General features: G+C 60.0%; 22 protein-coding genes and 2 pseudogenes. 15 read left to right on the top strand and 9 right to left on the bottom strand.

Annotated elements, in window-relative coordinates:
• Positions 1 to 116: 116 nt before the first annotated feature.
• Together HZ99_RS16575 and argB are read left to right on the top strand one after the other, a co-directional pair.
• Positions 117 to 1,523: pseudogene (locus tag HZ99_RS16575) on the top strand (phosphomannomutase/phosphoglucomutase); the annotation flags it as partial.
• 21 nt (positions 1,524 to 1,544) lie between these two features.
• Positions 1,545 to 2,450 carry an acetylglutamate kinase gene (argB, locus tag HZ99_RS16580; RefSeq protein WP_029289812.1) on the top strand — a complete coding sequence of 302 codons (906 nt, stop codon included), beginning with the start codon at positions 1,545 to 1,547 and terminating at the stop codon, positions 2,448 to 2,450.
• Positions 2,451 to 2,616: 166 nt separating this feature from the next.
• Here argB and pyrE read toward each other — a convergent pair whose 3' ends face one another.
• Entirely contained in the window at positions 2,617 to 3,261 is a 645-nt protein-coding gene (gene pyrE / locus HZ99_RS16585) for an orotate phosphoribosyltransferase (protein ID WP_038444483.1), read from the bottom strand.
• Between the two features lie 82 nt (positions 3,262 to 3,343).
• Between pyrE and HZ99_RS16590 the strand changes: the two genes are divergently transcribed.
• Positions 3,344 to 4,123 (top strand): exodeoxyribonuclease III, encoded by a 780-nt coding sequence (locus HZ99_RS16590; RefSeq protein ID WP_029289816.1) that lies wholly within the window; start codon positions 3,344 to 3,346, stop codon positions 4,121 to 4,123.
• A gap of 58 nt (positions 4,124 to 4,181) precedes the next feature.
• Here HZ99_RS16590 and HZ99_RS16595 read toward each other — a convergent pair whose 3' ends face one another.
• Both HZ99_RS16595 and rph read right to left on the bottom strand, forming a co-directional pair.
• The gene (locus HZ99_RS16595; RefSeq protein ID WP_038444485.1) at positions 4,182 to 4,550 is read right to left on the bottom strand and encodes a DUF4870 domain-containing protein; all 369 of its coding nucleotides are present in this window, start codon (positions 4,548 to 4,550) and stop codon (positions 4,182 to 4,184) included.
• Between the two features lie 23 nt (positions 4,551 to 4,573).
• Positions 4,574 to 5,296, bottom strand: coding sequence for a ribonuclease PH (rph, locus tag HZ99_RS16600; protein ID WP_038444486.1), 723 nt, complete (start codon positions 5,294 to 5,296; stop codon positions 4,574 to 4,576).
• 233 nt (positions 5,297 to 5,529) lie between these two features.
• Between rph and HZ99_RS16605 the strand changes: the two genes are divergently transcribed.
• From HZ99_RS16605 to HZ99_RS16630, 6 genes are all read left to right on the top strand, one after another.
• Positions 5,530 to 6,393 carry a YicC/YloC family endoribonuclease gene (locus HZ99_RS16605; RefSeq protein ID WP_038444488.1) on the top strand — a complete coding sequence of 288 codons (864 nt, stop codon included), beginning with the start codon at positions 5,530 to 5,532 and terminating at the stop codon, positions 6,391 to 6,393.
• A 10-nt stretch (positions 6,394 to 6,403) separates the two neighbouring features.
• Positions 6,404 to 7,024: a guanylate kinase gene (gene gmk, locus HZ99_RS16610; RefSeq protein WP_038444490.1), complete on the top strand. Its 621-nt coding sequence runs from the start codon at positions 6,404 to 6,406 to the stop codon at positions 7,022 to 7,024.
• Positions 7,025 to 7,191: 167 nt separating this feature from the next.
• The gene (rpoZ, locus tag HZ99_RS16615) at positions 7,192 to 7,455 is read left to right on the top strand and encodes a DNA-directed RNA polymerase subunit omega (RefSeq protein ID WP_003176920.1); all 264 of its coding nucleotides are present in this window, start codon (positions 7,192 to 7,194) and stop codon (positions 7,453 to 7,455) included.
• A gap of 60 nt (positions 7,456 to 7,515) precedes the next feature.
• Positions 7,516 to 9,621 (top strand): bifunctional GTP diphosphokinase/guanosine-3',5'-bis pyrophosphate 3'-pyrophosphohydrolase, encoded by a 2,106-nt coding sequence (gene spoT / locus HZ99_RS16620; RefSeq protein ID WP_032856810.1) that lies wholly within the window; start codon positions 7,516 to 7,518, stop codon positions 9,619 to 9,621.
• 36 nt (positions 9,622 to 9,657) lie between these two features.
• Positions 9,658 to 10,038, top strand: coding sequence for a RidA family protein (locus HZ99_RS16625; RefSeq protein ID WP_025130815.1), 381 nt, complete (start codon positions 9,658 to 9,660; stop codon positions 10,036 to 10,038).
• A gap of 55 nt (positions 10,039 to 10,093) precedes the next feature.
• Positions 10,094 to 10,837, top strand: coding sequence for a hypothetical protein (locus tag HZ99_RS16630; RefSeq protein WP_038444495.1), 744 nt, complete (start codon positions 10,094 to 10,096; stop codon positions 10,835 to 10,837).
• 121 nt (positions 10,838 to 10,958) lie between these two features.
• Here the strand turns inward: HZ99_RS16630 and HZ99_RS16635 are convergent, their stop codons facing one another.
• Positions 10,959 to 11,810 carry an NAD-dependent epimerase/dehydratase family protein gene (locus HZ99_RS16635; protein WP_038444497.1) on the bottom strand — a complete coding sequence of 284 codons (852 nt, stop codon included), beginning with the start codon at positions 11,808 to 11,810 and terminating at the stop codon, positions 10,959 to 10,961.
• A 190-nt stretch (positions 11,811 to 12,000) separates the two neighbouring features.
• Between HZ99_RS16635 and exbB the strand changes: the two genes are divergently transcribed.
• From exbB to HZ99_RS16665, 6 genes are all read left to right on the top strand, one after another.
• Entirely contained in the window at positions 12,001 to 13,002 is a 1,002-nt protein-coding gene (gene exbB, locus HZ99_RS16640) for a tonB-system energizer ExbB (protein ID WP_038444499.1), read from the top strand.
• A 6-nt stretch (positions 13,003 to 13,008) separates the two neighbouring features.
• Positions 13,009 to 13,434, top strand: coding sequence for a TonB system transport protein ExbD (exbD, locus tag HZ99_RS16645; RefSeq protein ID WP_029289838.1), 426 nt, complete (start codon positions 13,009 to 13,011; stop codon positions 13,432 to 13,434).
• Positions 13,431 to 14,177: a TonB family protein gene (locus HZ99_RS16650; RefSeq protein WP_038444501.1), complete on the top strand. Its 747-nt coding sequence runs from the start codon at positions 13,431 to 13,433 to the stop codon at positions 14,175 to 14,177. Before exbD ends, HZ99_RS16650 begins: the two co-directional genes overlap by 4 nt.
• Before the next feature lie 217 nt (positions 14,178 to 14,394).
• Positions 14,395 to 15,315 carry a hydrogen peroxide-inducible genes activator gene (locus tag HZ99_RS16655; protein ID WP_038444503.1) on the top strand — a complete coding sequence of 307 codons (921 nt, stop codon included), beginning with the start codon at positions 14,395 to 14,397 and terminating at the stop codon, positions 15,313 to 15,315.
• Positions 15,316 to 15,323: 8 nt separating this feature from the next.
• Positions 15,324 to 17,399 carry an ATP-dependent DNA helicase RecG gene (recG, locus tag HZ99_RS16660; RefSeq protein WP_038444504.1) on the top strand — a complete coding sequence of 692 codons (2,076 nt, stop codon included), beginning with the start codon at positions 15,324 to 15,326 and terminating at the stop codon, positions 17,397 to 17,399.
• 140 nt (positions 17,400 to 17,539) lie between these two features.
• On the top strand, positions 17,540 to 18,940 hold the full coding sequence (locus HZ99_RS16665) for an aminoacyl-tRNA deacylase and HDOD domain-containing protein (RefSeq protein ID WP_038444505.1): 1,401 nt from the start codon (positions 17,540 to 17,542) through the stop codon (positions 18,938 to 18,940).
• Positions 18,941 to 19,048: 108 nt separating this feature from the next.
• On the opposite strand, the gene HZ99_RS16670 is transcribed toward HZ99_RS16665, so the two are convergent.
• The 5 genes and pseudogenes from HZ99_RS16670 to HZ99_RS16690 form a co-directional block, all read right to left on the bottom strand.
• Positions 19,049 to 19,426, bottom strand: a complete 378-nt coding sequence (locus HZ99_RS16670) for a hypothetical protein (protein WP_029289848.1) — start codon at positions 19,424 to 19,426, stop codon at positions 19,049 to 19,051.
• Positions 19,427 to 19,513: 87 nt separating this feature from the next.
• Positions 19,514 to 19,735, bottom strand: a pseudogene (locus tag HZ99_RS27895) (type VI secretion-associated lipoprotein TagQ); the annotation flags it as partial.
• Between the two features lie 185 nt (positions 19,736 to 19,920).
• The gene (locus HZ99_RS29255) at positions 19,921 to 20,910 is read right to left on the bottom strand and encodes a hypothetical protein (protein ID WP_235205527.1); all 990 of its coding nucleotides are present in this window, start codon (positions 20,908 to 20,910) and stop codon (positions 19,921 to 19,923) included.
• Positions 20,911 to 21,402: 492 nt separating this feature from the next.
• Positions 21,403 to 22,380 carry an IS5 family transposase gene (locus HZ99_RS16685; protein ID WP_033902000.1) on the bottom strand — a complete coding sequence of 326 codons (978 nt, stop codon included), beginning with the start codon at positions 22,378 to 22,380 and terminating at the stop codon, positions 21,403 to 21,405.
• A 6-nt stretch (positions 22,381 to 22,386) separates the two neighbouring features.
• Entirely contained in the window at positions 22,387 to 22,707 is a 321-nt protein-coding gene (locus HZ99_RS16690; protein WP_051903173.1) for an HU family DNA-binding protein, read from the bottom strand.
• Between the last annotated feature and the right edge of the window lie 19 nt (positions 22,708 to 22,726).

Here is a 22,726-nt window from a genome sequence, read left to right on the forward strand (position 1 = left end):
CATGCCCCGATGGCATTTTCGCACCACGAACTCTAGGGCAAAAACGCCGTCTTACGCTTCAGTTTGAGCCTACCGGTCGCCACATTCAGGCCTGTCCGCCCCGTATCGATGGAGTTTCCCCAGTGATGAGCAACGCAGCCCCAGTCGCACCGACGTTTCCCGACAGCATTTTCCGCGCCTACGACATCCGTGGCGTCGTCCCGAAAACCCTGACCGCCGAAACCGCCTACTGGATCGGCCGCGCCATCGGCTCCCAAAGCCTGGCCCAGGGCGAGCCCAACGTCTCTGTCGGGCGCGACGGCCGCCTGTCCGGCCCCGAGCTGGTGGAGCGCCTGATCCAAGGCCTGGCCGACAGTGGCTGCCATGTCAGTGACGTAGGCCTGGTACCGACGCCGGCGCTGTACTACGCCGCCAACGTACTGGCCGGCAAATCCGGTGTCATGCTCACCGGCAGCCACAACCCATCGGACTACAACGGCTTCAAGATCGTGATCGCTGGCGACACCTTGGCCAACGAACAGATCCAGGCCCTGCACACTCGCCTCAAGACCAATGACCTGACCAGCGGCCAGGGCAGTATCACCAAGGTCGATATCCTCCAGCGCTATTCGGACGAAATCACCCGCGACGTCAAGCTTGAGCGCCGCCTGAAAGTCGTGGTGGACTGCGGCAACGGTGCGGCCGGCGTGATCGCCCCGCAACTGCTCGAAGCCCTGAACTGCGAGGTGATCCCGCTGTTCTGCGACGTCGACGGCAACTTCCCCAACCATCACCCGGACCCGGGCAAGCCTGAAAACCTGGTGGACCTGATCGCCAAGGTCGAAGAAGTCGGCGCCGATGTCGGCCTGGCCTTCGATGGCGACGGCGACCGCGTGGGCGTGGTGACCAACACCGGCAGCATTGTGTTCCCCGACCGCCTGCTGATGCTGTTCGCCCGTGATGTGGTGGCACGCAACCCTGGTGCCGAGATCATCTTCGACGTCAAATGCACCCGTCGCCTGACACCGCTGATCAAGGAGTACGGCGGCCGCCCACTGATGTGGAAGACTGGTCATTCGTTGATCAAAAAGAAAATGAAGGAAACCGGCGCCCTGCTGGCCGGCGAAATGAGTGGCCATGTGTTCTTCAAGGAGCGCTGGTTCGGTTTTGACGACGGCATCTACAGCGCCGCCCGCCTGCTGGAGATACTCAGCAAGGAAAAATCCAGCGCCGAAGTGCTGTTCGAGACCTTCCCGAACGATATTTCGACGCCGGAAATCAATATCCATGTGACCGAAGAGAGCAAATTCAGCATCATTGATGCTCTGCACGATGCGCAATGGGGTGAAGGCGCCAACCTGACCACCATTGATGGTGTGCGAGTCGATTATGCCGAAGGCTGGGGCCTGGTTCGCGCGTCCAACACCACTCCGGTGCTGGTCCTGCGTTTCGAGGCGGATACCGAGGCCGAGTTGCAGCGCATCAAGGACGTGTTCCACGCCCAGTTGAAACGCGTTGCCCCTGATCTCCAACTACCGTTCTGATTATTTGCCCCGGAGCCCTGAATGACCCTCGAACGCGAAGCCGCCGCCAACACCGCCAAGGTCCTTTCCGAAGCGTTGCCTTACATTCGACGCTACGTCGGCAAGACGCTGGTGATCAAGTACGGCGGCAATGCCATGGAAAGCGACGAGCTGAAAACCGGCTTTGCCCGCGACATCGTGCTGATGAAAGCCGTCGGGATCAACCCGGTGGTGGTCCACGGCGGCGGCCCGCAAATCGGTGACCTGCTCAAGCGCTTGTCCATCGAGAGTCATTTCATCGACGGCATGCGCGTCACCGATGCGCAGACCATGGACGTGGTAGAGATGGTCCTTGGCGGTCAGGTGAACAAAGACATCGTCAACCTGATCAACCGCCACGGCGGCAGCGCCATTGGCCTGACCGGCAAGGACGCCGAGCTGATCCGCGCGAAGAAACTCACCGTGACCCGCAAGACCCCGGAGATGACCCAGCCGGAAATCATCGACATCGGCCAGGTAGGCGAAGTCATCGGCATCAACACCGACTTGCTGAACCTGCTGGTCAAGGGCGACTTCATTCCGGTGATCGCGCCGATCGGCGTGGGTGCCAATGGCGAGTCCTACAACATCAACGCCGACCTGGTGGCCGGCAAGGTCGCCGAGGCCCTGAAGGCCGAGAAGCTGATGCTGCTGACCAACATCGCCGGCCTGATGGACAAGGAAGGCAAGGTCCTGACCGGCCTGACCACCCAACAGGTCGACGATCTGATCGCCGATGGCACCATCTACGGCGGCATGCTGCCGAAGATCCGCTGCGCGCTGGAAGCCGTGCAAGGTGGCGTAGGCAGCTCGTTGATCATCGATGGCCGGGTGCCCAATGCGGTGTTGCTGGAGATCTTCACCGATACAGGCATGGGCACGCTGATCAGCAATCGCAAGCGTCCTTAAGCACCAGAAAACAAAAGGCCCCGCTCAATCAAATTGAGCGGGGCCTTTTGTTTGCACTCGATCCAAATGTGGGAGCGGGCTTGCTCGCGAAAGCGGAGTGTCAGTCACTGAATATGTTTCTGACCTACCGTATTCGCGAGCAAGCCCGCTCCCACAGGGTTCGGTATCAGACGCCAAATTGTTCGCGGTATGCGCGAACAGCCGGCAGGTGCTGCTTGAGCTGCGGGTCGTCTTCGAGGAACTGCAATACCTGGTTCAGCGACACGATACTGACCACGGGAATCCCGAAATCACGCTCCACTTCCTGGATCGCCGACAACTCACCGTTGCCGCGTTCCTGGCGGTTCAGCGCAATCAGCACGCCCGCGGCCTTGGCGCCCTCCTGGGACGCAATGATCTGCATCACTTCGCGAATCGCGGTACCGGCGGTGATCACGTCGTCAATGATCAGCACTTCACCAGCCAGCGGCGCGCCGACCAGGCTACCACCCTCGCCGTGGGCCTTGGCTTCCTTGCGGTTGAAGCACCATGGCAGATCCCGGCCGTGATGTTCAGCCAGGGCCACGGCGGTCGCGGCAGCCAATGGAATGCCTTTGTAGGCCGGGCCAAACAGCACGTCGAAGGAAATACCGCTTTCAACGATGGCGGCGGCGTAGAAACGACCCAGCTGCGCCAGGGCAGAACCCGAATTGAACAGGCCGGCATTGAAGAAGTATGGGCTGGTGCGCCCGGACTTGAGGGTGAACTCACCGAAGCGCAAAACCCCGCGATCGATGGCAAAACGAATGAAATCGCGTTGATACGCCTGCATGAAAAAAGCCTCAGATACCACGGATTTAGCTAAATAGGTAGACCGCGTGTATCATACACGCACGCGATTTTTGGGGCCATTTATGCGGATCATCAGTGTGAACGTTAATGGTATTCAGGCTGCAGTCGAGCGTGGTTTGCTCAGTTGGCTGCAAGCCCAGAATGCCGACGTCATCTGCCTGCAGGACACCCGCGCCTCCGCCTTTGAACTGGACGACCCAGCCTTCCAACTGGATGGCTACTTCCTTTATGCCTGTGATGCCGAAGTCCCTGCCCAAGGTGGCGTGGCTCTGTATTCACGGTTGCAACCCAAGGCGGTCATCAGCGGCCTCGGCTTCGAGACAGCCGATCGCTACGGGCGCTACCTGCAAGCCGATTTCGACAAAGTCAGTATTGCCACCTTGCTCCTCCCTTCAGGGATGAACGGTGATGAAGACTTGAACCAGAAGTTCAAGCTAATGGACGATTTCGCCCGTTATCTGGATAAACAGCGACGCAAACGCCGCGAGTACATTTATTGTGGCTCGCTGTATGTGGCGCAACAGAAGCTGGATATCAAGAACTGGCGCGACAGCCAGCAATCCCCGGGCTTCCTGGCGCCGGAACGGGCCTGGATGGACGAGATTGTCGGCAACATGGGTTATGTAGATGCCTTGCGTGAAGTCAGCCGCGAAGGCGACCAGTACAGCTGGTGGCCGGACAACGAACAGGCCGAGATGCTTAACCTGGGCTGGCGTTTTGACTACCAGTTGCTGACCCCCGGCCTGCGCCGGTTTGTCCGCAGCGCACGCCTGCCGCGTCAACCGCGCTTCTCGCAACACGCGCCGTTGATCGTGGACTACGACTGGACCTTGACCATCTGAGGCCAACATCCAGGCACAAAAAAACCGACATCGCTGTCGGTTTTTTTGTGGGCGATCATTATTTGATCAATCGCCATGTACAAGGGTAGCGGTAGGCAATGCCTTTGTTGGCCTTGACCCCACCAATGATGGTCAACACCAGCGCGGCGATCACCAACACCACCATCAACAGGAAGCCAATCACCACGAACCCCAGGACAAAGCAGACCAGCCAGGCGATGACCACGGTCAACTGGAAGTTCAGGGCCTCCTTGCCCTGATCATCGATCAGCGGGTCCATGTCCTTCTTCACCTGCCACAGGATCAACGGCCCCAGCACGCTGCCAAAGGGGAACACCAAGCCCAGGAACGCCGCGAAGTGACAGAGCATGGCCCACTGGCGCACTTCCTTGTTCTGGGCTGACACGGGAAGCTGGTTGTCACTCATGGCGTTGCTCCTTGAGGCCGGTTTCAGTCAGCCAGTGTGGCGTTCTGCAGTTCGAAGATTTCGCTCATGCCTTTCTGGGCCAGGGCCAGCATAGCGTTCAGTTCTGCCGGCTGGAACGGCGCGCCTTCGGCGGTGCCCTGCACTTCGATGAAACCACCGGTGCTGGTCATGACCACGTTCAGGTCAGTCTCGGCCGCCGAATCTTCCAGATAGTCCAGGTCCAGAACAGGCTCGCCCTGATACATGCCCACCGATACGGCAGCAATCATCTGCTTGAGCGGATCACCGCCTTTCAAGCCGCCGCGCTTCTTGATCACTTTCAGCGCATCGACCAGCGCCACCATGGCACCAGTGATGGATGCGGTGCGGGTGCCGCCATCGGCCTGGATCACGTCGCAGTCGACGTACAGGGTCACATCGCCCAATTTAGACATGTCCAGCGCTGCGCGCAGGGAGCGACCGATCAGGCGCTGGATTTCCAGGGTACGACCACCCTGCTTGCCACGGCTGGCTTCACGCTGGTTACGCTCGCCGGTGGCGCGCGGCAGCATGCCGTATTCAGCGGTCAACCAACCCTGGCCCTGGCCCTTGAGGAACCGCGGCACGCCGTTTTCAACGCTGACGGTGCAGATGACCTTGGTATCGCCAAACTCGACCAGTACAGATCCCTCGGCGTGTTTGGTGTAGTTGCGGGTGATGCGGATCGAGCGGAGCTGATCGGCAACGCGACCACTTGGACGTTTCATAGGGGATACCTGTACTAAGGACGAAAAACTGCCGAGCATTATAGAGCCGCAGGCCGCTTCTCGGCACTGCTAATAAATTCGGTTACGAATGGGCAGCCCCTGCCACCCTTTGTCACAGCCACCATTTGGGACCGCTCGCCCCGTTGCGCTACAATCCTGCGCCTTCGCAGCCAGTCGGCTTCAATCTACCCACCAGCCCGCCCGTTTGCGGGACTGTATCGCGAGGTACCTCCATGGTGCATAGCATGACCGCCTTCGCCCGCGTTGAAAAAGCCGGCGCCCAAGGCACCCTGAGCTGGGAATTGCGCTCGGTCAACAGCCGCTACCTGGAGCCGCACCTGCGCCTTCCCGAATCCTTTCGCGACCTTGAAGGTGCCGTGCGCGAAGCGCTGCGCGCCGGCATCTCCCGCGGCAAGCTGGAATGCACCCTGCGCTTTACCGAGGAGGCCACCGGCAAGCCGCTGCAGGTTGACCGCGCGCGCGCCGCGCAACTGGTTGCCGCCGCTGAAACCATCGCCAGCCTGATCAAGCAGCCGGCAGCACTGAACCCGTTGGAAGTCCTGGCCTGGCCTGGCGTCCTGGTGGCCGACGCCACTGACCCGCAGGCACTGAATGCCGAAGCCCTGGCCTTGTTCAACCAAGGCCTCAAGGAACTCAAGGCCGGTCGCGAGCGCGAAGGCGGCGAACTGGCCCGACTGATCAGCGAGCGCCTGACGGCCATCGAAGCCGACGTCGTGACCTTGCGCGAACTGGTACCGCAAATGCTCGCCGCCCAGCGCCAGAAAGTCCTCGATCGTTTCACCGACATGAAAGCCGACCTTGATCCGGTGCGCCTGGAGCAGGAAATGGTCCTGCTCGCGCAAAAAAGCGACGTCGCCGAAGAACTCGACCGCCTCAACACCCACATCCTGGAAGTGCGCCGCGTACTCAAATCGGCCGGTGCCGCTGGTCGGCGCCTGGACTTCCTGATGCAGGAACTCAACCGCGAAGCCAATACACTGGGCTCCAAAGCCTTCGATCCGCGCAGCACCCAGGCTGCGGTCAACCTCAAAGTGTTGATCGAGCAAATGCGCGAACAAGTACAGAATATTGAGTAAGGCAGCTCCCATGACCCATAGCACCGGCACCCTATACATCATTTCCGCACCCTCGGGCGCGGGCAAAAGCAGCCTGGTCAAGGCCCTGACCGACGCCAAGCCGGAGATCCGCGTATCGGTCTCCCACACTACCCGCGCCATGCGTCCCGGCGAGGTGAACGGCGTGAACTATCACTTCGTCGAGCGCAGTGAGTTCGTGAAGATGATCGAACACGGCGACTTCCTGGAGCGCGCCGAAGTGTTCGGCAACCTCTATGGCACGTCCCAGAGTCATTTGCAGCAGACCCTGGACGAAGGCCATGACCTGATCCTGGAAATCGACTGGCAGGGCGCCGAACAGGTGCGCCAATTGATGCCCAAGGCGCGCTCGATCTTCATCCTGCCGCCGTCCCTGGAAGCCTTGCACCAGCGCCTGACCAACCGCGGCCAAGACAGCGACGAAATCATCGACGGGCGCATGCGCGAAGCCGTCAGTGAAATGAGCCACTATGTGGACTACGACTACCTGATCATCAACGACGATTTTGCCCACGCCCTGGACGACCTGAAGGCGATTTTCCGCGCCAATCAGCTCCAGCAAAAGCGCCAACAACAGCGTTTTGGCAAATTGTTGGCCGAACTGCTCGGTTGAATGGCTCTTTCCAAAACCGCTGCAAGGGCCTTACATTGGCACTTGTAGCGTGTTTACCGGGGCCTGCGGAAAATCAGCGCTTCCCTAAACGCTGGTGATTTTTTAAACTGTTGAGTCCGCTCGCCCAACCGGGCAGCGCGCATCTTGCATTCGCTCCGAGGAATACCATGGCCCGCGTAACCGTTGAAGACTGCCTAGAACACGTGGATAACCGCTTTGAGCTGGTCATGCTCTCTACCAAGCGTGCCCGTCAATTGGCCACTGGCGGCAAAGAGCCTCTGGTCCAGTGGGAAAACGACAAGCCTACCGTTGTAGCCTTGCGCGAAATCGCTGAAGGCCTGATGAGCTACGAGTTCATTGCCAACGCTGAGATCGTTGAAGACGAACCGCTGTTTGCAGCGTTCGAGGACGAGTCCAACGAGGCCGTCTAAGCCTATGCCTGGTCGACGTAGCACGGCGCGGGGTCACAGCCTTCGGCAGGAGTTAACACTTTGCCGAGCATAGACGCCCTCGCCGATCGCTTATCGACCTACCTCGGCACCGACCAGGTCAACCTGGTCCGCCGAGCGTATTTCTACGCCGAACAAGCCCACGACGGCCAACGCCGCCGCAGCGGCGAGGCGTATGTCACCCATCCTCTTGCGGTGGCCAATATTCTTGCCGACATGCACATGGACCATCAAAGCCTGATGGCCGCGATGCTGCATGACGTGATCGAAGACACCGGTATTGCCAAGGAAGCGCTCAGCGCGCAATTTGGCGAAACCGTGGCCGACCTGGTCGACGGGGTCAGCAAGCTGACCCAGATGAACTTCGAGACCAAAGCCGAGGCCCAGGCGGAAAACTTCCAGAAAATGGCCATGGCCATGGCCAGGGATATCCGGGTGATCCTGGTCAAGCTTGCCGACCGGCTGCACAACATGCGTACGCTGGAAGTGCTATCCGGCGAAAAACGCCGGCGCATCGCCAAGGAAACCCTGGAAATCTACGCGCCCATCGCCAACCGGCTGGGCATGCACGCCATTCGTATCGAGTTCGAAGACCTTGGCTTCAAGGCGATGCACCCGATGCGCTCGGCGCGCATCTACCAGGCGGTCAAGCGCGCCCGGGGCAATCGCAAGGAAATCGTCAACAAGATCGAAGAGTCCCTGAGCCATTGCCTGGCAATCGACGAGATTGAAGGCGAAGTCAGCGGGCGGCAGAAACATATCTACGGCATCTACAAGAAGATGCGCGGCAAGCGTCGGGCGTTCAACGAGATCATGGACGTGTATGCGTTCCGCATCATCGTCGACAAGGTCGATACCTGCTACCGCGTGCTGGGCGCTGTACATAATTTGTACAAGCCCCTGCCGGGCCGCTTCAAGGACTACATTGCCATCCCCAAGGCCAACGGCTATCAGTCCCTGCATACCACGCTGTTTGGCATGCACGGGGTACCGATCGAGATCCAGATCCGCACCCGGGAAATGGAAGAGATGGCCAACAACGGCATCGCCGCCCATTGGCTGTACAAATCCAGTGGCGACGAACAGCCCAAAGGCACCCATGCCCGCGCCCGCCAGTGGGTCAAAGGCGTGCTGGAAATGCAGCAGCGTGCCGGCAACTCCCTGGAATTCATCGAAAGCGTGAAGATCGACCTGTTCCCGGACGAGGTCTACGTGTTCACGCCCAAAGGCCGCATCATGGAGCTGCCCAAGGGTTCTACGGCGGTCGACTTTGCCTACGCGGTACACACCGACGTCGGCAACAGCTGCATTGCCTGCCGGATCAACCGTCGCCTGGCCCCGCTGTCGGAACCGCTGCAAAGCGGCTCCACCGTGGAGATCGTCAGCGCGCCGGGGGCCCGGCCAAATCCGGCCTGGCTCAACTTCGTGGTCACCGGCAAGGCTCGCACCCATATCCGCCATGCCCTGAAGCTACAACGCCGCTCCGAGTCCATCAGCCTGGGCGAACGCCTGCTGAACAAGGTACTCAACGGTTTCGACAGCTCCCTGGAGAAGATCCCCGCCGAGCGCGTGCAGGCGATCCTCCACGAGTACCGCCAGGAAACCATCGAAGACCTGCTTGAAGATATCGGCCTGGGCAACCGCATGGCCTACGTCGTTGCCCGTCGCCTGCTGGGCGAAGGCGAACAACTGCCGAGCCCCGAAGGCCCGCTGGCCATTCGCGGCACCGAAGGCCTGGTGCTGAGCTACGCCAAGTGCTGCACGCCGATCCCGGGCGACCCGATTGTCGGGCACCTGTCCGCTGGCAAAGGCATGGTCGTGCACCTGGACAACTGTCGCAACATCAGTGAAATCCGCCACAACCCGGAAAAATGCATCCAGCTGTCATGGGCCAAGGATGTGACCGGCGAATTCAACGTCGAACTGCGGGTCGAGCTGGAGCACCAGCGAGGCCTGATCGCCTTGCTGGCCAGCAGCGTCAACGCCGCCGATGGCAATATCGAAAAAATCAGCATGGACGAGCGCGATGGTCGCATCAGCGTGGTTCAGTTGGTGGTCAGCGTGCACGACCGCGTGCACCTGGCCCGCGTGATCAAGAAATTGCGTGCCCTGACCGGGGTTATCCGCATCACTCGCATGCGCGCATGACACCCCCTATATCCCGGACATTACAAGGAGTCATTCATGACCAAGACTGTTATCACCAGCGACAAGGCACCTGCCGCCATCGGTACTTATTCCCAGGCGATCAAGGCGGGCAACACCGTCTACATGTCCGGCCAGATCCCGCTGGACCCAAAGACCATGGAGCTGGTTGAAGGCTTCGAAGCCCAAACCGTGCAGGTCTTCGAAAACCTCAAGTCGGTAGCCGAAGCAGCGGGCGGTTCGTTCAAGGACATCGTCAAGTTGAACATCTTCCTCACCGACCTGAGCCACTTTGCCAAGGTCAACGAGATCATGGGCAAGTACTTCGAGCAGCCCTACCCAGCCCGCGCCGCCATTGGCGTTGCCGCCCTGCCCAAGGGCTCGCAGGTTGAGATGGACGCGATTCTGGTCATCGAGTAATGCATTCGGCGCAACCCAAGGGGTTGCGCCGACTTCGTTTTAAAAGGATTCCGTAATGCGCAAAGCGCTCGTTGCCTCCACGCTGCTTGCCCTTCTCCTTGGCGGCTGCGCCAGCAATCCTGCAGCCCGGGATGTGAGTGGCACCTGGATCAACCAGGTTGCCATCGATGCGGCGTCCAAGGGCGGCCCTTTGCGTGAAGCCCTGCAGGCCTATGGCCCGAACCTCGAATGGGAGGTCAACACTCGGGCCAACCAGGCGCGCTACTTCAATGGCTTTGAACTGCCTGAAGGCAAACTGGAAGGCGAAAAGTCAGGCACCTGGAGCGTTGATTTCTACGGCAGCTCCACCACCGAGCTCAAGCGCAAGGGCAAACAGCTGCTGCAAGTGGCCAACGACAACGAGCCCGAACAGCTCTTTGATCGCCCCAAGGACCCGGCCCCCCAAGGCGCGCCCCTGGGTGCCAACTTCGAACGGGCGCTGTACTCGGCTTATATGGGCGGCAGCTGGAAAATTACCAGCGGCAGCGGCCTGGGCCAGACCGTACAGTTCCAGGCCAACGGCCAAGTCTCCGGCCTGCCTGGTGCAGACCAGTACTCACTGTGCCTGGCTGGCGATTGCGCCTCAATGAGCGGCGGCTACGACAGCATCTGGCTGCAACAAGGCGGCCAGGGCAACCCATGGATCTTCAGCCGCAATGACAAGCAGCTGGAAATTTTCCAGGCAATCAACACGTCCCAGGCCGACGAAGTCCCTTCGTTTACCCCGGGACCGCGCCAGTGGCTGCTGGAAAAACAGTGATTCGTGGTAGGGGCCGGCTTGTGCGGGAGCTGGCTTGCCTTCGATAGCAGTACCTCTGTGTCACTGACTCACCGAGCTGCCTGCATCGCGGGCAAGCCCGCTCCCACATTTTAATCGCGTGTCAGCCTTTCAGGATCGCGGCATAGCCTTCGCGATAGCTTGGATAGGTCGGCGCCCAGCCCAACGCCCTGGCCCGTGCATTGCTGCACTGCTTGCTGCCCGTGCGCCGCACACTGGCGTCTTCGGCCCATTCGGTCACCCCAAGGTATTCCCGCAGCCAGCCCACGACTTCAGCCAGCGGCGCAGGCGCATCGTCCACACCGATATAGACCTTGTCCAACGCACCACCCCGCTCCACATGCAGCAGCAGGAAGGCCAACAACCCTGCCGCATCATCGACATGGATTCGGTTGCCATACAACGGTGGCTCGACTGCCACGCGATAGCCCTGGCGCACCTGGCTCAACAACCACTCACGCCCGGGCCCGTAGATACCGGTCAAACGTATGGTCGTGGCGGGGATACCGCTGTCGAACGCCACTTGCTCGGCTTCCAGCATCACCTGCCCGGAATAGCCGACGGCCTGGGTGGGTGAAGTCTCATCGACCCACTCACCGCTTTGCTGCCCGTAAACGCTGCTGCTGGACACAAATAGCAACTGCTTGGGTTGCTGGCCGTAGTCGTCGAGCCACTCCAGCACGTGCTGCAAGCCTTCGACATAGGCTTTGCGATAACCGGCCTCATCGTGCTCGGTCGCAGCCGCGCAATACACCAGGTAGTCCACACCGCCGATTGGCCAGGTATCAGGGCAGTCCTTTTTGAACAGGTCGCCGGCGATGCCGATCACCCCTTGCGGCAAGCGCGCGACATTGCGTCGCAAGCCATGCACCTCCCAGCCCGCAGCCAGCAATTGACTCGCCAGCCGGCTACCCACATCACCACAACCGGCAATCACCACAGAAGGCGCAGACATCACAAAACTCCGTTCTCAAAGGTCTAGATTAGCCCTCGCAGGTGACCAGCGGCCAGAAAAAGCACAAATAAAGTTACTGTATTACTTCTGTTAACAAGAATTACTTGCAATAATAACCGCCCCTTTGTCCTCGGCCTTCCTCCGGCCTGGCAGGACAATTACTTATTTTCAACTCTCAGGTCCGGCCAGCATGACACGCAATAACCTCCCCGCTTCGCCAACCAAGCCTCACAGCCCGTCCCGCGCCTGGCGTGCGATTGCTGCGGTGCTGTTCAGCGCCTTGCTGGCACCGACCGCCGCTTTCGCCGATGCCACGGCCCCGGCCACCCCGCCTGCCGCCGCTGTGTCGACCCCGGCCGCAGCCCCCGCACCTGAACAAAATGCCGCTGCACCTGCCGCCCCTGCAGCCACGGCTCCAGTCGCGACCGAGGGTGTTACCCCGGAAGGTGAAACCGGCCTGGTCCTGGAGGAAGACAACACCCTGGGCATGGCCCACGACTTGTCGCCATGGGGCATGTACCAAAACGCCGACATTATCGTGAAGATCGTGATGATCGGCCTGGCCATCGCCTCGATCATCACCTGGACCATCTGGATCGCCAAGGGCTTCGAGCTGCTGGGCGCCAAGCGCCGCCTGCGCACTGAAATCGCCAACCTGAAAAAAGCCACCACCCTCAAAGAGGCCAGCGAAAGCGCGGCCATCAAGGGCACCCTGGCGCACCTGCTGGTGCACGACGCGCTGGAAGAAATGCGCCTGTCGGCCAACACCCGCGAAAAGGAAGGCATCAAGGAGCGCGTGAGCTTCCGCCTCGAACGCCTGGTGGCGGCCTGTGGCCGGAACATGAGCAGCGGCACCGGCGTGCTGGCAACCATCGGTTCTACTGCGCCGTTCGTCGGTCTTTTCGGTACCGTCTGGGGCATCATGAACAGCTTCATCGGCATCGCCAAGACCCAGACCACCAACCTCGCCGTCGTTGCCCCCGGCATCGCCGAAGCCCTGCTGGCAACGGCCCTGGGTCTGGTCGCGGCGATTCCTGCGGTGGTGATCTACAACGTATTCGCCCGCTCGATCGCCGGCTACAAGGCCCAGGTATCGGATGCTTCGGCAGAAGTCCTGTTGCTGGTCAGCCGTGACCTCGATCACCTGCCTACCGAGCGCAGCTCGCAACCGCACATGGTGAAAGTGGGGTAATCGGCCATGGGCCTGCATTTGAATCAAGGCGACGACGAGCTCGTCGAGAACCACGAAATCAACGTCACGCCGTTTATCGACGTGATGCTGGTGCTGTTGATCATCTTCATGGTGGCAGCCCCCTTGGCCACGGTGGATATAAAGGTCGACCTCCCCGCCTCCAGCGCGAAACCCGCGCCCCGGCCGGAGAAACCGGTGTTCCTCAGCGTCAAGGCTGACCAGCGCCTGTTCCTGGGCGAAGAAGAAGTCAAATCCGAAACCCTCGGCGCGGTGCTCGATGCCCGGACCCAGGGCAAGAAAGACACGACGATCTTCTTCCAGGCCGACAAGGGCGTGGACTACGGCGACCTGATGAGCGTGATGGATGCCCTGCGGGCAGCCGGCTACCTCAAGGTGGGTCTGGTCGGACTTGAGACGGCAGCCAAGAAATGATCACGACGCGCCACAAACTGACGCGTTATGGCACCAGCCTCGCCGTCGTGCTGGGCGTCCACGCCATCGCGATCATCATCGCGTACCAGTGGTCGGCGCCACATAGGGTGCAGTTGCCACCGGCGGCCATGGTCATCGACCTGGCACCGATGCCTGCCCCACCACCTCCGGCACCGCCGAAGGTGGTGACGCCACCACAGCCGCCGGCACCGGTGGAAGAGTTGCCTTTGCCGAAACTGGCCGAGGCACCGAAACCCACGATTTCCGTACCCAAGCCGGTCAAGCCAAAGCCCAAGCCACAGCCGCCCAAGCCTGAGAAAAAGGTCGAGCCGCCCAAGGAAAAGCCTTCCGAGGATCCGCCAAGCGAAAGCCCGGCGAATAACGCGCCTTCGGAAAAATCGGCCCAACCGCAACCCGGCCCTTCGCCGGCGCAGGTCGCGGCCAAGGCAACGTGGGAAAGCACGCTGCTGGGTCACCTGGCCAAATACAAGAAGTACCCGCCAGGCGCCCAGGCCCGTGGCAAGGAAGGCTTGAACCGCTTGCGGTTCGTGGTGGATGCCGAAGGCAAGGTGCTGTCTTATGAACTGGTAGGCCGCTCCGGCAACGCCGACCTGGACCGTGCGACCCTGGAAATGATCCGTCGCGCCCAGCCGCTGCCCAAGCCACCGGCCGATATGTTGAAAAACGGCAGCATCGAAATCGTTGCTCCGTTTGTCTACAACATCGAGAAGCGCCGCCGCTAAACCCTGGAGGTACGGACTTGCCCGCGATAGCGCTGTAACAGTCGACATCTATGACTGACATACCGCCATCGCGGGCAAGCCCGCTCCCACACAAAGCTGCCAACCCCCTTAAGCAAAATCCCCCGCATAAACCGCTCAATCCCCACTCCAGTTCTGATAACGTGCGCCTATCGATTGCAGCCGGTATGCTTGGCCCGCAACCTCATGGACGCCCGCTATGACTCTTACAGAATTACGCTACATCGTGACCCTCGCCCAAGAGCAACACTTCGGCCATGCCGCCGAACGTTGCCATGTCAGCCAGCCGACGCTGTCGGTGGGCGTGAAGAAGCTTGAAGACGAACTCGGTGTGCTGATTTTCGAGCGCAGCAAAAGCGCCGTGCGCCTCACCCCGGTAGGCGAAGGCATTGTGGCCCAGGCCCAGAAGGTGCTGGAGCAGGCCCAGAGCATTCGTGAACTGGCCCAGGCCGGCAAGAACCAACTGACCGCCCCACTCAAGGTCGGCGCGATCTACACCGTCGGGCCGTACCTGTTCCCGCACCTGATCCCGCAACTGCACCGCGTCGCACCGCAGATGCCGCTGTATATCGAAGAGAACTTCACCCACGTGCTGCGCGACAAGCTGCGCAACGGTGAGTTGGACGCGATCATCATCGCCCTGCCGTTCAATGAAGCCGACGTGCTGACGTTGCCGCTCTACGACGAGCCGTTCTACGTGCTGATGCCTGCATCCCACCCGTGGACCCAAAAAGATACGATCGACGCCGGCCTGCTCAACGACAAGAGCCTGCTGCTGCTGGGTGAAGGCCACTGCTTCCGCGACCAGGTACTGGAAGCCTGCCCGACCCTGACCAAGGGCAATGATGGCGTCAAGCACACCACCGTAGAGTCCAGTTCACTGGAGACCATTCGCCATATGGTGGCGTCCGGCCTGGGCATCTCGATCCTGCCGTTGTCGGCCGTGGACAGCCATCACTACGCTGCCGGCGTGATCGAAGTACGTCCGCTCACCCCGCCCGTGCCATTCCGCACCGTGGCGATTGCCTGGCGTGCCAGTTTCCCGCGCCCGAAAGCGATTGATATCCTCGCCGATTCGATCCGCCTGTGTTCGGTGGCCAAGCCGCCTGCTGCGAGCTAAGTAAGCGTATGACTGAGCTGTCACAGGTGTCGGTGACGGCACTCAAGGGTGTCGGTGAGGCCATGGCCGAGAAACTGGCCAAGGTTGGCCTGGAAAACCTCCAGGACGTGCTCTTTCACCTGCCCCTGCGCTATCAGGACCGCACCCGCGTCGTGCCCATCGGCCATCTGCGCCCTGGGCAGGATGCCGTGGTCGAAGGCACCGTCAGCGGTGCCGATGTGGTGATGGGCAAGCGGCGCAGCCTGGTGGTGCGCCTGCAGGACGGCACTGGTGGCCTGAGCCTGCGCTTCTATCACTTCAGCAACGCGCAAAAGGAAGGCCTCAAGCGCGGCACCCGCGTGCGTTGCTACGGTGAAGCACGGCCGGGAGCCTCGGGCCTGGAAATCTACCACCCTGAGTACCGTGCCATTACCGGCGACGAACCGCCGCCGGTAGACACCACACTCACCCCCATCTACCCGCTCACCGAAGGCCTGACGCAACAGCGCCTGCGCCAGTTGTGCATGCAGACCCTGACCCTGCTCGGCCCCCAGAGTCTGCCCGACTGGCTGCCGCAAGAGCTGGCCCGCGACTACCAGTTAGCACCGCTGGATGATGCGATCCGCTACCTGCACCACCCACCGGCCGATGCCGATGTCGATGAACTGGCCCTGGGTCATCATTGGGCCCAGCATCGCCTGGCCTTTGAGGAGTTGCTGACCCACCAACTGTCCCAGCAGCGCCTGCGCGAAAGCATGCGTTCCCTGCGTGCGCCGGCCATGCCCAAGGCCACGCGCCTGCCCGCACAATACCTGGCCAACCTCGGCTTTGCGCCGACCGGCGCGCAGCAACGGGTGGGCAATGAAATCGCCTACGACCTGAGCCAGAAAGAACCAATGTTGCGCCTGATCCAGGGCGATGTCGGCGCCGGCAAGACGGTGGTCGCCGCCCTGGCCGCGCTACAGGCCCTGGAGGCCGGTTATCAAGTGGCCTTGATGGCACCGACCGAGATCCTCGCCGAACAGCACTTCATCACCTTCAAGCGCTGGCTCGAACCCCTGGGCCTGGACGTGGCGTGGCTGGCGGGCAAGCTCAAGGGCAAGAACCGCAGCGCCGCCCTGGAACAGATCGCCGCCGGCGCACCGATGGTGGTGGGCACCCACGCGCTGTTCCAGGACGAAGTGAAATTCAAGAACCTGGCCCTGGTGATCATCGACGAGCAGCACCGTTTCGGTGTGCAACAACGTCTGGCCCTGCGCGAAAAAGGCGTGGGCGGGCGGATGAACCCGCACCAGTTGATCATGACCGCCACACCGATCCCGCGCACACTGGCCATGAGTGCCTACGCCGACCTCGACACCTCGATTCTCGATGAACTGCCGCCCGGCCGCACCCCGGTCAACACCGTGCTGGTCACCGACACCCGACGGGTCGAAGTGATCGAACGGGTACGCGACGCCTGCGCGCAAGGACGCCAGGCCTATTGGGTGTGCACACTGATCGAAGAGTCGGAAGAACTGACCTGCCAGGCCGCCGAAACCACCTACGAAGACCTCACCAGCGCCTTGGGCGAACTCAAGGTCGGGCTGATTCACGGTCGCATGAAGCCTGCAGAAAAGGCCGCGGTGATGGCCGAGTTCAAGGCTGGCAATCTGCAATTGCTGGTGGCGACTACAGTGATCGAAGTCGGCGTGGATGTGCCCAACGCCAGCTTGATGATCATCGAAAACCCCGAGCGCCTGGGCCTGGCGCAACTGCACCAACTACGCGGCCGTGTTGGCCGGGGCAGTGCCGCCAGCCACTGCGTACTGCTCTACCATCCGCCGTTGTCGCAGATTGGCCGCCAGCGCCTGGGGATCATGCGCGAGACCAACGATGGCTTTGTGATTGCCGAAAAGGATCTGGAGTTACGTGGCCCTGGCGAGATGCTCGGCACCCGCCAGACCGGATTGCTGCAATTCAAGGTGGCCGACCTGATGCGCGATGCCGATCTGTTGCCCGCCGTGCGCGACGCTGCCCAGGCCCTGCTGGAGCGCTGGCCGCACCACGTCAGCCCGCTGCTGGATCGCTGGCTGCGCCACGGCCAGCAATACGGCCAGGTCTGACAGACCGCCTTCGCCGGCGATAGCGCCCGAAACGCCATTACAGGCCTTAGAGCCAACACCATCACAAACCACAGTTAGACCCCCCTCAGCCGGACCAAGCTGGTTATACTCCAAACAAATGTAAGAAATTGGATCCGGCCATGTCAGAAGTTGCCCACGCCACAGCCCCGCCGAGCGCCCCCTCGGTCATTCGGGACCTGCTCGCAAAACTTGCCATCAGCTACACGCAAGTCACCGAACACCCAGGCCTGAACCCGGCCCGAAAGGTTCAAGCAGTGCTGCTCGATGACGCGGTAGGTGCGCTGATGGTGCTGTTTCCCCAGAGCCAGTTGCTGGATCTCAACCGCCTTACCGAACTGACCGGCCGCAACCTGACCGCCGTATCGCCGGAACGCCTGGAACGCATGCTCGGCAAACACAGCCTGAGCCTGCTGCCCGGCCTGCCGCCGCTGACCAGCTCGCCGTGCCTGTACGAAGAAAGCCTGCTGCGCGAACCGACCCTGCTGGTGCATTCGGGCGAAGCCACGGTGTTGCTGGAGATCGCCAGTGAAGACTTCAAACGTATGCTGAGCAAAGCCAGTGCCGCCAATTTCGGCGAGCCCTTGAGCAGTATCCGGCCCAACTTCGACCGCCCCAACGACGACCGCGACGAGATCTCCCAGGCGATGCAGGCGTTTACCGCCCGCCGCATTCAGCAACGCCTGGAAGCCACCATCGAAATCCCGCCGCTGGCCGATACCGCGCAGAAGATCATCAAGCTCCGGGTTGACCCTAACGCGACCATCGATGACATCACCGGCGTGGTCGAGACCGACCCGGCCCTGGCCGCACAAGTGGTGAGCTGGGCGGCTTCACCGTACTACGCCTCGCCGGGCAAGATCCGCTCGGTGGAAGATGCGATTGTGCGCGTGCTGGGCTTCGACCTGGTGATCAACCTGGCCTTGGGCCTGGCGCTGGGCAAGACCCTGAGCCTGCCCAAGGACCATCCGCAACAGGCCACGCCCTACTGGCACCAGTCGATCTACACCGCGGCAGTGATCGAAGGCCTGACCCGCGCCATGCCGCGCACGCAGCGCCCGGAAGCCGGCCTGACCTACTTGGCGGGCCTGCTGCACAACTTTGGCTATCTGTTGCTGGCCCATGTCTTCCCGCCACATTTCTCGCTGATCTGCCGGCACCTGGAGGTCAACCCGCACCTGTGCCACAGCTACATCGAACAACACTTGCTGGGGATCAGTCGCGAGCAGATCGGTGCCTGGTTGATGCGTTACTGGGATATGCCGCAAGAGCTGTCCACGGCCCTGCGCTTCCAGCACGACCCGAGCTACGACGGCCAATACGCCGAATACCCGAACCTGGTGTGCCTGGCGGTGCGTCTGTTGCGCGGGCGCGGGATAGGCTCCGGGCCGCAAGCCGAGATCCCGGACGAGCTGCTGGAGCGTCTGGGCCTGAGCCGGGACAAGGCGGAGGATGTGGTGAGCAAGGTGTTGGATGCCGAGGTGTTGTTGCGCGAATTGGCGTCACAGTTCAGCCAGGGATAAACCCGGCACCTGTTGTGCTGCTATCGCCGGCAAGCCGGCTCCTACAGGATTGCTATTGTAGGAACCGGCTTGCCGGCGATGAGTGCAGCTCGGTCTGACTGAACAGCTTCAGGCCTTCTTTTTCTTCGGCTTCAGATACTTGGTCAAACCCTGGAACCACATCACCAGGGCCGGGTTGCCCTTGATCTGGATCGACTTGTCCTGAATCCCCGTCATGAACGCCAGTTGCTTGTTCTTCGCCTGCATCGTGGCGAAGCCGTAGGCGGCGTCTTTGAAGGCGATGGCAAACGCAGGCTCCGGGTGGACGCCCGAGCGGCTGGTGATGCGCTGGTCTTTGACGATGAAGTGACGGGCAACCTTGCCGTCGAGGGTCTGCAGCTGGAACGCCAGGTCCTTGTCACCCAACTGTTGTTGGAACGCGGGGTTGTTGCGGCTGGCTTTGGCCATCATCAGGCCCAGCACCCACAGAAGAAAACGAAATTTCATGCACACGGCCTCAGTGTAGTTATTGGGTGGCCGCAGCAGTTTAACGATTTGTGCGCGCAACGCTACCGATCTCCCGCGTTAGCAGGAGATCGGCTGGCGTTTGCCGCTTATAGCAACAACTTGCCTTATACGCTGCACACCCACCTGTTGCAGATCTTTCTCGTAAGCCTGGATGAAGTTGTTCAGGTCTTCGCTGGCCTTGCGGTCGGCCACAAGCTTGGTGAACGCGCTCTGATAGCACTGTTGGGACGCCTTGGCGTACACGGTGCTGCGGTCGATGTCGGAGGCGCTTTTGTTGAAGTCGGTGGCGCGTTGTTCGCCAAGGGGTGGAGCGTACCGTATGAAGTCTGCGTCGAAATCCGCCTCCATCCCGAAGGTGGCGAAACGCTGGTGTACACCGACGAGCACCTGATGATACGACCCAAAAAAGTGGGCACCCGACCGCATCGGCGTGCCCATTTTTAATATTTCTCAGCTTTCAAGGTGCTGAGACTTCAATCCGTTGTTTCAGCCTCGTTCTGCTTCAGAACCACCAAGGTATTGATAACTTTATTCATGCTTGCGTAGCGCTTTTCGATAGCATCCAGGCGACTCTCGGTAGTCATCTCTTCCGTTGTCGCCAGGGCGACATAAGGTCTGTAAATTATATCGTAGCGCTTTGCGATATCTTGTATTTGTTTCTCTGCAGCATCCTGCGTCTTTTCAATATACTCCAAACGTGCACTGTCAGTAGTTGACGCATCGGGGCTTTTAGCAACAGCCTGCGCATTTGGCCCTGAGTTGATCGAGATGATTTGGTTGGCGAGTAGTTCCAACTTTATTTCGGCGTCTTCCAGGCGGGCGGCCGTTTTTTGCTGGGCCGTCGCGGCCGGATTGACCGTGCCTGTCGTACCGTCCGCATTACGCTTTGTAGCACCGGGCATTTCGGACTGCGCCTTGATCCTTTCGGAGACCGCAGTAGAAACTGCATATTCAGCTGCGGTGAACGGAATATTGACCAGCCCGCGGACACCCGCTCCGACCAGCGACTCACGGGCAGTCGCCCCGATCGAGGATCGAATCGGAAAAGCGTCACGTTCAGCCAATTGACCTAAGGTGACCAAGTCCTTGGAGGCCTGTTGAGCACTTCCGTTGTTTCTGATGGGAAGGTTCGGCTTTTGGTTTGGTTTTGAGTCCGGCTTTTGGTTTGTTTTTGAGTCCGACTTTTGGTTTGTTTTTGAGTCCGACTTTTGGTTTGTTTTTGAGTCCGACTTTCGACCTGATTTTTGGCCTCTAAAACCGCCCTTCCTCAAAGTCCCACGCTTGTAACGCTCATGGTCACTTCCCGGCGGATACTTAAACGCCTTTGTCGCCTGATCATCCGGATGCATCCCTACTGGTGGATCACTTATTAGTCCCGCGGGCACGGGCAGTTGTTGCGTCTGCACATCGGGTTTTACATAAGGCAAATTCAGTAAAGCATCGGATTGACTGGATAACTTCATACGTTCTCACCTTTAACTAATATAGTTTTAGAGAGAGCTCCCTGCAGTCTCGCCGTTAAGTGGCACTACACAAAAAACAGTTCCAACCCTAATAGCTAAAGTCGTGAAATAAATCATCGAAAACCTGGACCGTAGTTAAGATTCATAAACCCAACATGCGGCCATCCGCACACAACACTAAACCGTTTGATATATAGCAATAATTAGTTCCGTTTAAATTACGACAAAACTTCAAGACACGCCCAATAAAAATGGGCACCCGAACCAGTCGGCGTGCCCATTTTTCATACCTCCCCGCCTCCCTTCGAGACGGTGCCGCGCTTACTTACGGGTTGACGCTGTCTTTAAGGAAGGTCTGAAGTAAGCAGCCGTTTTTAACGGCCTCGCTGTCTGAGGTTCAAAAAACACCGACTTAATCGAAAATCAGACCTTTCCTCCTGTCAGTTCACTGTTTTTTGCGGAATAGCACCTTTTCAGGGCTCATTGTCCACATCACAGGCGCACCTCGCCTGCATTCAACAGTCGTTTTCGCATCATCCACAGGTTCGATAAGGCAAACAGTGTGGTCTGCTGCGCGGTGTTTTTCACCAAGCCTCGGAAGCGGACTTTCGTATAACCAAACTGGCGCTTGATCACCCTGAATGGATGCTCAACCTTGGCCCGGACTTGAGCTTTCGCGTATTCGATTTTGCGGCGCATGCGACCGATCAGGCTCTTTTTTGCATGCTTCTTATAGCTGCTGGGGCGCGCTGCGATCGACCAGATCATCTGGCGATGTTGATGCTCCGCACGCTTCTCCACGCCGGTGTAACCGGCATCGCCAGAGACGTAAGTTTCCTCGCCATGCAGCAACTGATCGACCTGAGTCACGTCCGCCACATTCGCCGCCGTGCCCACCACGCTATGTACCAGACCGGATTCAACATCGACACCGATGTGCGATTTCATCCCGAAATAGTACTGATTTCCTTTCTTTGTCTGGTGCATTTCGGGGTCGCGTTTACCGTCCTTGTTCTTGGTCGAACTGGGCGCATGAATGATCGTCGCATCGACCACAGTTCCCTGACGCAGCAGCAAACCTCGGTCGCCCAAATAGCCGTTGATGACCTGCAAAATCCCACCGGCCAGCTCATGTTTTTCCAACAGCCGGCGGAAGTTGAGGATCGTGGTTTCATCCGGAATCCGATCCAAATGCAGCCCGGCAAACTGGCGCAGAATCGTGGTTTCGTAGAGGGACTCTTCCATCGCCGGATCGCTGTAGCCGAACCAGTTTTGCATCAGATGAACCCGCAGCATGGCCATCAACGGATACGCCGGACGACCGCCTTCACCCTTCGGATAATGCGGCTCGATCAACGCAATCAGGCCTTTCCAGGGCACGACCTGATCCATCTCAATCAGGAAACGCTCACGGCGGGTCTGCTTACGTTTGCCTGCGTACTCGGCATCAGCGAAAGACATTTGCTTCATCGGGGCTCAACCGTTCAGTTCGTGGGACAGCCGTATCTCACCAGATTTGGAAGTCTTTTTCAGAGTTTCCTTAAGCGACTTGCCCGGTTTGAACGCCACGGTGTTGCTCGCCTTGATTTTCACCGGCTCGCCGGTTTGCGGGTTTTTGCCGGTGCGGGCGCCACGGTGGCGTTGCAGGAAGGTGCCGAAACCAACCAGGGTGACGCTGTCCTTGCGGTGCAAGGCGCCAGTGATTTCTTCAAGAACGGCGTTGAGGACGCGATTGGCCTGTTCTTTGGTCAGGTCTGCTTTTTCTGCAATGGCGGCTGCGAGTTCTGGTTTACGCATAGGTGAAGCCTCTTTGACG

Source organism: Pseudomonas fluorescens (assembly GCF_000730425.1).
In the GTDB taxonomy this organism is placed as follows: Bacteria; Pseudomonadota; Gammaproteobacteria; order Pseudomonadales; family Pseudomonadaceae; genus Aquipseudomonas; species Aquipseudomonas fluorescens_X.

Bases quoted from the DNA above. Each gene is read 5' to 3' on its own strand.
- HZ99_RS16625 (WP_025130815.1), top strand. From the start codon at position 9,658: ATGACCAAGACTGTTATCACCAGCGACAAGGCACCTGCCGCCATCGGT.
- HZ99_RS16635 (WP_038444497.1), bottom strand. From the start codon at position 11,810: ATGTCTGCGCCTTCTGTGGTGATTGCCGGTTGTGGTGATGTGGGTAGC.
- HZ99_RS16685 (WP_033902000.1), bottom strand. From the start codon at position 22,380: ATGAAGCAAATGTCTTTCGCTGATGCCGAGTACGCAGGCAAACGTAAG.
- rph (WP_038444486.1), bottom strand. From the start codon at position 5,296: ATGAAACGTCCAAGTGGTCGCGTTGCCGATCAGCTCCGCTCGATCCGC.
- HZ99_RS16595 (WP_038444485.1), bottom strand. From the start codon at position 4,550: ATGAGTGACAACCAGCTTCCCGTGTCAGCCCAGAACAAGGAAGTGCGC.
- recG (WP_038444504.1), top strand. From the start codon at position 15,324: ATGACTGAGCTGTCACAGGTGTCGGTGACGGCACTCAAGGGTGTCGGT.
- exbB (WP_038444499.1), top strand. From the start codon at position 12,001: ATGACACGCAATAACCTCCCCGCTTCGCCAACCAAGCCTCACAGCCCG.
- HZ99_RS16650 (WP_038444501.1), top strand. From the start codon at position 13,431: ATGATCACGACGCGCCACAAACTGACGCGTTATGGCACCAGCCTCGCC.
- HZ99_RS16690 (WP_051903173.1), bottom strand. From the start codon at position 22,707: ATGCGTAAACCAGAACTCGCAGCCGCCATTGCAGAAAAAGCAGACCTG.
- HZ99_RS16590 (WP_029289816.1), top strand. From the start codon at position 3,344: ATGCGGATCATCAGTGTGAACGTTAATGGTATTCAGGCTGCAGTCGAG.
- HZ99_RS16605 (WP_038444488.1), top strand. From the start codon at position 5,530: ATGGTGCATAGCATGACCGCCTTCGCCCGCGTTGAAAAAGCCGGCGCC.
- HZ99_RS16670 (WP_029289848.1), bottom strand. From the start codon at position 19,426: ATGAAATTTCGTTTTCTTCTGTGGGTGCTGGGCCTGATGATGGCCAAA.
- argB (WP_029289812.1), top strand. From the start codon at position 1,545: ATGACCCTCGAACGCGAAGCCGCCGCCAACACCGCCAAGGTCCTTTCC.
- exbD (WP_029289838.1), top strand. From the start codon at position 13,009: ATGGGCCTGCATTTGAATCAAGGCGACGACGAGCTCGTCGAGAACCAC.
- gmk (WP_038444490.1), top strand. From the start codon at position 6,404: ATGACCCATAGCACCGGCACCCTATACATCATTTCCGCACCCTCGGGC.
- pyrE (WP_038444483.1), bottom strand. From the start codon at position 3,261: ATGCAGGCGTATCAACGCGATTTCATTCGTTTTGCCATCGATCGCGGG.
- HZ99_RS16630 (WP_038444495.1), top strand. From the start codon at position 10,094: ATGCGCAAAGCGCTCGTTGCCTCCACGCTGCTTGCCCTTCTCCTTGGC.
- rpoZ (WP_003176920.1), top strand. From the start codon at position 7,192: ATGGCCCGCGTAACCGTTGAAGACTGCCTAGAACACGTGGATAACCGC.
- HZ99_RS16665 (WP_038444505.1), top strand. From the start codon at position 17,540: ATGTCAGAAGTTGCCCACGCCACAGCCCCGCCGAGCGCCCCCTCGGTC.
- HZ99_RS29255 (WP_235205527.1), bottom strand. From the start codon at position 20,910: ATGAAGTTATCCAGTCAATCCGATGCTTTACTGAATTTGCCTTATGTA.
- HZ99_RS16655 (WP_038444503.1), top strand. From the start codon at position 14,395: ATGACTCTTACAGAATTACGCTACATCGTGACCCTCGCCCAAGAGCAA.